Genomic DNA, 8241 nt, shown 5'->3' on the forward strand with positions numbered 1-8241 from the left:
CACAGCGCCCGTCCGCTCCTTCCCCGAGCGACCCTTCGCCCCACGAACCCGCCCCTGAGGAAAAGCCATGGCTGACGAGGACCTCCCAGAGAAGCAGGGGACCGACCCCGCGGCGCCCGCGTCCGGGGGTGCCGTCGACAGCGAGGAGATGGCCCACTCCATCAACGCCTTCGCCGACGAAGACGACAAGGGGGCGGCGCCTCCGATGGGCACCGCCCAGGCGGTGAAGGACACCAACTGGCTGAGCAACTACTTCTGGAACGTCAACAACCCCAAGAGCGCGGACGAGTGGTTCGGTTTCGACAGCCGGGCCTCCGACGCGGAACAGCTCGGCGGGTACGAGTGGGGTTTCGCGGTCTACTCCGGTATCCACATCAACGACGCCGTCAAGGACACCGACGGCACGGTGTGGGGCAACTTCATCGACCGGATGCGCACCATCCTCAACGCCGCCTCCACCTCCAGTGTGGGGACGAGCACCTTCAACAGCGGTGTCCTCAGCCGGATCGAGACCGACCTCGGCGACTTCCGTGACTTCTCCAGCGCCCGCTACGACGAGATGTGGGCCCTGGCCGAGGAGATGAAGCCGGGCAACGAGAAGTTCGAGGGCGCCGGAGCCGAGGCCCTGCGGGGGTACCTGAGGAAGCTGGCCCTGGAGTTCCAGAACATCGCCACCTACGTCGAACCGGCCATCGACGCGGTGAACTCGGCGCGCCTCGCCGCCAACCCCACCTACCTCCAAGCGGTGATCGGCGCCTTCAACGACTGGCAGAGCAGCTCCGACCGCAGTCCCCGCTCGACCATCCGCAACTGGTGGGAGGACCAGCGGGACAAGGTCACCTGGGAGGACAGCATCATCAAGATCCGCGGTATGCGGACCGACGAGAAGGCCACCTGGGAGACCTTCGAGACCGAGATCAAGGAACGCTGGTGGAACAACCTGGCCGACCTGCGCGAGGCGGCCACGACGGGCATCTCCAAGGTCTCGACGACCTACAGCACCTCCGCCTCGGAGATCCTGCCCTTCGTTCCGGTCGCGGTCACCCCACCCGGTGGCGGCGGTGGTGGCGGCGGTGGTGGCGGCGGTGAGAACGGCCCCCCCTCCTTGGACGAGATCCTCGAAAAGCTGCTCGGCGGCGGCGGCGACGGCGGTGGCGGTGGTGGCGGCGGTGACGGTGACGGTGACAATCGCACCATCGAGGACATCATCGACGAGTACCTCAACGGCGGTAGTGGTGAGGGCGGCGGTGGTGGCGGCGACGGCAGCGGCGGCGGTGGAGGCGGCGGTAACGGGCCTCTGGGCGACGGCCGCACGATCGACGAGATCGTCGAGGAGTACCTGAACGGTCAGGGCCCCAACAGCGGAGGGTCGGACGTCCCCGAGGGCGGCGGGCCCGTGCCCGGGGGTTCGGGCGAGCTGAACGGTCCGCCCGCGCCCGGGTCGGGTGATCTCGACGGTCCGCCGAGCCCGCCCGGTTCGGACACCCCGGACGGAACACCCCTGTCCCCCGTCAGCGGTTCGGCCACCTTCCCCGGCGATGGCGGGGGCGGGCCCGGTGAGGGCGTGGGCGGCCCCGGCGGAGGTCCCCTCGACGGGATCGGGGGCGACCCCTCGTCCTCCGGCGGTGGTCCGGGCGGATTCCTCCCACCACCCGTGGCTCCCGGTATGGGCAGCCTGGGCGGCGGCGGTACCGGCGGCGGCTCGAACAGCTCTGGACGCCGGGAGCAGGGCACCCCGCTTCCCAACGGCAGCGCTCTGCTCCCCGACGGGAGCACACGTCTACCTGACGGCACCATCGTGAACCCCGACGGCAGCACGCGTCCTCCGGACGGCAGCGCGCAGATCCCGGAAGGGAGCACGCCACTCCCGGAGGGGAGCGCGCGGCTCTCCGACGGCAGCATTCGGCTTCCCGACGGGAGCGTCCTGAACCCGGACGGCTCGCGTTCCGAGGAGGGCGGCGGCCAGCCGCCCTCCTCGATCGGGGCGCCGCCGCCGGGCGGTCTCGGCGACCTCGACCTCTCGTCCTCCACCGGGGGCCAGGGCGGCGGCAGCGTGCCGCCGCCCCCGGCTCGCGTCCCCACCGGGGGGGACCTGGATCTCTCGTCGGGTGGTTCGGGCACCGGTGGGAACGGTTCGCCGATTCCGGGTGGGTCCGGTGAGATCGGGGGTCCGGGTAACGCGGATCGTCCCGGGTTCTCGGACACTCCGATCATGGGCGGTTCCGATGGTGACCGGGACGGACCCGGAGCGCCCGTCCCGGGTGGGTCCGGTGAGATCGGGGGTCCGGGTAACGCGGATCGTCCCTCGCTCCCCGATCCCCCCGCCCTGGGCGGTTCCGGTGGCAGCGGCAACGGCAACGGGCCCGGTTCTCCCATCTCCGGTGGCTCGGGCGACATCGGCGGTGGCTCCGACCGCGTCGAGATCCCGCCGCCACCGGTCCTCGGCGGTTCCGGGGGCGGCGGGAGCGGCGGATACCCGAGCCCCGGCGGCGTCGGCTCCATCGGTGGACCCGGTGACCTCTCTTCGTCGGGTCCGGGCCCGGGCAGCGGTAGCGGCGGTGGTGTCGGCGGCATCGGTGGTATCGGCGGTCCCGGCGACCTGAACTCCTCGTCCGGCTCGGGTCCGGGCTCGGGCGGTGGCGGGATGACCCCCCGCGCGGACTCGGGCTCCGTGGGCGGCGGTGCCGACGGCGGCGGAGGCGGACGCGGCAACGGTCCCGGCGGAACCAGCCCGTTCGGCGGCTACGGCGGTGGCCAGGACGGCTCCGCCACGGGCGGAGGCCCGGGCACCCCCGGGGCACCCGGCACCCCGGGCACCCCAGGTATGCCCATGATGCCTCCGGGCGGCATGGGAGGCGCCGGCGGTGGTGGGGCCGGGGGCGGACAGGAACGCAGCCGCACCACGTGGCTCTCCGAGGACGAGAAGGTGTGGGGCACCTCCGCTCGGGGCGGTCCCGCCTCACTGGGACGCCCGGGAACACGAAAAGACAAGGGAGTGAGCGGCGTTGGACATGTCCCTGCAGGGTCAGATGGAGAGGTCACTCGAACAACTTCGCCAGAGCCAGGAGCGGCTGGCGGAGGCAAGCGCAAACCTGGAGTCGGTTACCGCCGAAGCGGTGTCCAAGGACCGGATGCTCAGCGTGAAGGTGAACGCCAGAGGCGAGATCGCTGAGATGCGGTTCCAGACCGAGAAGTACCGGATGATGGCGCCCGCGGAACTCGCCGCGGTGATCATCGAGGTCGTCGAACGAGCCCGACGCGACGTGGCCCAGCAGGTCTCGACGGCCATGGGCGGGCTGGTCCCGGGCGACTCGGCGGCACGGGAACAGGCGGTGGCCGGTGATCCCACCGCGCTGTTGGAGGAACTGGGCCTGGGCAACGTGCACCCGCCCAGGTGACGGTCGGCCGGGAGCGGAGGAGGGCCGACCCTCCTCCGCTCCCGGCCCGCGACGATGAGGAAGAGACAGGACGAGCAAGGAGGCGCCATGTCGGACCGCATCTCGATCGACCCCGAAGCGGTGGCCAGGGACGGGGCCGAGATCCACCAGCTCGCCGCCGAGGTACGGGCGATCGACCGGTGGTACACCACCGCGACTGACGCCCTGGGCGAGTGCTGGGGTGAGGGCGACGCCGTCGCCAAGTCGTTCGAGGCCAACTACCTCCCGGCACGCGACGAGTTCACGGTCTTCCTGAAGACACTCGGTACGGCGTTCGAGGACACCGCCGAGGCCACCATCGCCACGGCCAAGCAGTTCGGCCGCTCCGAGCAGTACGGCATCGACACGGCGGCACGCCTGGGTGGTATCCAGGGCGGCGCCGGTGGTACCAGCGGGAGGCACTGACCCGCATGGGAATGGAACTGCCCGCCGAACTCCGCAACCTGTTCTCGGTCCTGACGGGCTCGGAGTGGCCCACCGCCGACGAGACGAGGCTGTGGGAGCTCGCCCAGGTCTACGGCACCACCGCTGACCGGTTGGAGATCGAGCTTCCGCAGCTCGTCATCCGGATCAAGAACAAGGTGCGGGAGAACTTCGACGCCACGGCGGCGGACTTCTTCGACCAGTCGGTGGACGAGTTCACGGCGGGGCAGAACAACTACCTCGGCGAGGGCACGGCGGTCGCCCGGGGTCTCCAGGAGTACGTCCACAACGCGGGCACGCAGGTGCAGTACGCCAAGTGGATGATCATCGGCCAGCTGGTGCAGCTGGCCCTGGAGATCGCCTGGGCGATCGCCATGGCGCCGTACACCTTCGGCGCCTCCCTGGCCAAGATCCCGATCTTCCAGGCGATCGCGCGCACCGTCATCGGCCGGGTCCTGTTCCGGCTGCTCTCCACGCTGATCCAGCAGATGGCCATCAGCCAGTTCTTCGCCCTCACGCTGGACGCGCTGATCCAGCGCATCCAGATCGACCAGGGCAACCGCGACGGGTGGGACCGCAAGCTCACCGAGGACGCCGCCAAGGGCGCCATGCTGGACGGGTTCCTGGGCACCGCCGCCGTCTATGGTGGAAGCGCCCTGTCGAACCAGTTCAACAAGCTGCTCGGCAACACCACCGGGCCCTCCATCTCCAAGAACCTCGGGGACAACTTCCCCTCGGGCAGCGCGGGCAAGGGCCCGGGGGACCTCCCCAACGGCATCGGCGACATCATGGGGCGCAACAGCGACGAACTGCTGCGTCCCTACGGCATGGACAACCGGCCCGGTTGGAACCGTCCCGTCGACGGAGAGCGCTTCCGCAACGACATGGGGGACCAGTTCTCCAACTCGCTGGGCGACTCGTTGGGCCGCAACGAGGCGCGCGAGTTCGGCAATCAGTACGCCGACGCCTTCGCCCGCAACTGGGGGAAGGAGGGCCTCGGCGACGCCCTGAACGACGTGGTGAACAAGTACGGGCGCAACCTCGACCCGAAGTTGAAGGACTTCCTCACCACGGGGGTGCCCACCGGGGTGCGCGACGGGCTCTCCGACGTGGGGTCGCACTGGAAGAACTTCCTGGCCCAGCTCGGCGGCGGGGGCATCGCCAACGCGGCCCAGGGGATGCTCAGCGAGGGCCTGTTCAACCTGCTCTTCAGTGACGAGAAGACCTTCTCCATCACGTGGCTCTCCGGTGTGTCGGGGCTCGTCTCCGGCGCGGTCCAGCAGAGCCTCACCCAGGGCGGGCTGCTGCTCCTCGACCAGCTGAGGAACGCGGGGCTGCCCAACGGGGTGCCCAACGTCCCCAATCCCACGCCGGGGCCGGTCGAGGGCGGCGGCGGGAGTGGCACGGGCGACGGACCCGGTGGCGGGCTCCCGAACACGGGCGGTGGTTCCTCGGAGTCGTCCTCGAACGACACCACGACGAACACCGCGTCCACGAGTACCTCCTCGGACGGTTCCACCTCGAACGACTCCTCCTCGTCGGGCCGGGGCGACGACTCGCGCGGTTCGCGGGACGAGGACACGTCGACCGAGTCCTCGCGGAACTCGGCCCCGCCGCCTCCCCCTCCACCCCAACAGGTGACCACCGAGTCCTCCGACACCAACAGCCAGTCGGACCAGGGCCCCTACCGGCCCGCCGCGCCGCCGAACAACGAGAGCGGTGGTTCGAACGAGGCCGGTGGTTCGAACGAGAGCGGCGGTTCCAATGAGAGCGGTGGTTCGAACGAGGCAGGTGGCTCCAACGAGGCCGGGTCGGGCGGCTCCCGGAACCAGACCTCCGACGAGTCCGGGAACGATCAGCGCGGCGACGGGAACGACACTGACCACCTGAACCGGGGCGGCCCGCCGAACCCGTCCGAGGAGAACGACGGGACCGGCGACGCGCCGGTCGTCGGCGGTCAGGACGAGAACACCGGGGGTCGGAACGACACCGCCGAAGAGACCGGGCAGCAGAACGAGTCCGGGCAGCGGCCGGTCCAGGACTCCCCGCACCAGAACGTGCCGGTCCCGGACGAGTCCACCGGTGACGGCGCGATCCAGGGGCCGGGGTCGGAGCACCGGAACGGGGCCGGGGACACCACCGACCAGACCCCGAACCAGAGCGAGCCCGAACAGGAGTCGCCGCACCAGAACACGACGGTCGACGATCAGCGGACGGGTACCCCGAACCAGAGCGGCGACGCGCCGCTCCGGGAGAACCCGAACCAGGACGGGCCCGTGCGGGAGACCCCCGGACGGAACGAGTCCGGTGAGGAGCGGTCGAACCAGGACTCGCCGGTCAACGACGGGTCGACCGGTGACGGTGTGGTGCGGGGCCCGGGTCCGGAGAACCAGGACGGGCTCGGGGATTCTCCTGTGCGGGAGGCTGCGAACCCGGGTGAGTCCGACCAGGGGTCGCCGGACCCGAACGCCCCCGTCCAGGAATCGCCCCACCAGGAATCGCCCCACCAGGACGCACCGGCGAACGACAACCGCTCCGGTGACCAGGACAGCGACCGGACCGGCGACGGACAGGGCGCTCCCGCCCAGACCCCGACCGCGTCGAACCCGAACCCGGGCGGACAGGGCTCCAACGACGGCCAGACCTCCACCCAGCGCCCCAACGGCACCGGCCGCGACGGCGACGTCGAGACGCCTGCGGGCGACGAGACCACGGACACCGGCTCCCGGCCGTTCCAGGACGACCCCGGCCGCGACGACACGCGCTCGCAGGACACCGACACCCCCGTTCGTCCCGACCCCGACGCACAGGTCACCCAGAACCACGGTGACGACCAGAACCAGGGCCGGGACGACGACCCCGGTTCGGCGACGTACCAGGGCGGCGACTCGGGCGACACCACCCCCCAGACCAACGGCGCTCCCGTGCCCGTCGTGGTCGCCCCCAACAACCCCGCCGGCCAGGGAACGGAATCCACCACAGGCGACGCCAGACGCGGTCCGGCCAACACCCCGCCGCCGCCCAAAGCGCGCCCCGACCCCGACGCCCCGGCCCCCGTCTCCGAGGGGCTCCGGCCGCCCACGGACTGGCAGGACGCCCGCGACGGCGTCGAACCGACGAGGGTCGGGAACAACCGCGACCGGTCCGGGGTCGACACGGACGGCGTCGAGATCCTGGACGGGTCCACCAAGGACTCCCCGATCGTCTCGATCGCCGAACGCGGCTTCGACGTGCGCCGCGTCCCCCTGCCGAACCCCGACCCGGACGGCCCGACACACGTCACCGAGCTCACCGTCCGGATCAACTTCGACACCGGACCCGGGGTCACTCCGGACCAGGCGGCCACCGCGCGGCGCGACTTCACGGACCGGCTCAACGAGGTGGTGAACCAGCGCTACCGGCTGCCCGACAGCGGCGACCAGCTGCACGTGCGCGTGGAGCAGGTGGGCCCCGAAGGGCAACCGCACGCCGACGTCACCTGGGTCCACGAGAACCCGGACCTGAAGGGCCGCAGCGACACCGCCAACTGGCGCCTGGACGACGGGGCGGACGTGTGGCTGCACGAGACCCTGCACCGGCTCGGCCTCAACGACGAGTACCGCGACCCCTCCCAGGAGGAGTCCGGCCGCCCCCAGGCGGTGCTCCGGGGCACGCCCGGTTCGAGCGCGATCCACGACGCGGGCGGCTACATGGACGCCCCCGGCGGGCGCGACGGCGCGCCGCCGAAGATCCTCAACCACTACCTGGAGCAGATCGAGCAGCAGGCCGACGGAGGGTCGCGCTACGACCCGCCGACCCGGCTGGGCGACCTCCCCGGTTCGGTCCACCGTGACCTGGCCGGTCTGCTCGACCCCGAGGGCACGCGGAGCCAGGACGACACCATCGCGCTGTTCGGCGCCGCCTACGACCACCGTGTCCTCGGCCGCGACGACGACCGGGTGCGGTCCGACCTGCCGCCCCGGCTGCGGGACGCGTTCGACGACGCGGTGCGCGAGTGGACCTCGGACGGACGCTGGGACCACGCCCTCGACACCGCGCGCGGGGCCGGTATGGAGTCACCGCTGTCGCGGATGCCGAGCGGCCCCGTGCCGGTGACGACGGAGAGCGGTGGGAACCACCGTGCCGCGTCTCCCTTCGGCAGGTGGTTCGACAGGGGACCCAAGACCGAGAACCACGAGATGACGGACGTCTCGAACCGGGGCGGCGGCCCGAGCAACGAGGACACGACCCACAGGCAGGGGCCGCCACCGCCGCCGCAGCAGGTCACCACCGAGACGACGACCACCACGGAGACGGTGGCTTCCGAGGGGCTCGGCAACAGCGAGAGCACCACCGACAACCTCAACGACGACTCGAACGTGGTCGTCGACCCGAACGTCAT

3 protein-coding genes and 1 pseudogene are annotated in these 8241 nt (G+C 71.3%); all 4 read left to right on the forward strand.

The window, feature by feature from the left end; translation table 11 throughout:
• Window positions 1–67: 67 nt before the first annotated feature.
• Window positions 68–3172: a hypothetical protein gene (locus tag ABZ635_RS17910; protein WP_357766092.1), complete on the forward strand. Its 3105-nt coding sequence runs from the start codon at window positions 68–70 to the stop codon at window positions 3170–3172.
• A complete protein-coding gene (locus ABZ635_RS17915) occupies window positions 3093–3398 on the forward strand; it encodes a YbaB/EbfC family nucleoid-associated protein (RefSeq protein ID WP_357766151.1) in 306 nt (101 codons plus the stop codon). The genes ABZ635_RS17910 and ABZ635_RS17915 overlap by 80 nt, the downstream gene beginning before the upstream one ends.
• An 87-nt stretch (window positions 3399–3485) precedes the next feature.
• Window positions 3486–3842, forward strand: a complete 357-nt coding sequence (locus tag ABZ635_RS17920; RefSeq protein ID WP_357766095.1) for a hypothetical protein — start codon at window positions 3486–3488, stop codon at window positions 3840–3842.
• 5 nt (window positions 3843–3847) lie between these two features.
• Window positions 3848–8241 (forward strand): annotated as a pseudogene (locus ABZ635_RS17925) (hypothetical protein); the annotation flags it as partial.

It is taken from the genome of Nocardiopsis sp. NPDC007018 (assembly GCF_040635075.1).
In the GTDB taxonomy this organism is placed as follows: domain Bacteria; phylum Actinomycetota; class Actinomycetes; order Streptosporangiales; family Streptosporangiaceae; genus Nocardiopsis.

Coding starts and splice junctions, on each gene's coding strand:
- ABZ635_RS17910 (WP_357766092.1), top strand. CDS start 68: ATGGCTGACGAGGACCTCCCAGAGAAGCAGGGGACCGACCCCGCGGCG.
- ABZ635_RS17920 (WP_357766095.1), top strand. CDS start 3,486: ATGTCGGACCGCATCTCGATCGACCCCGAAGCGGTGGCCAGGGACGGG.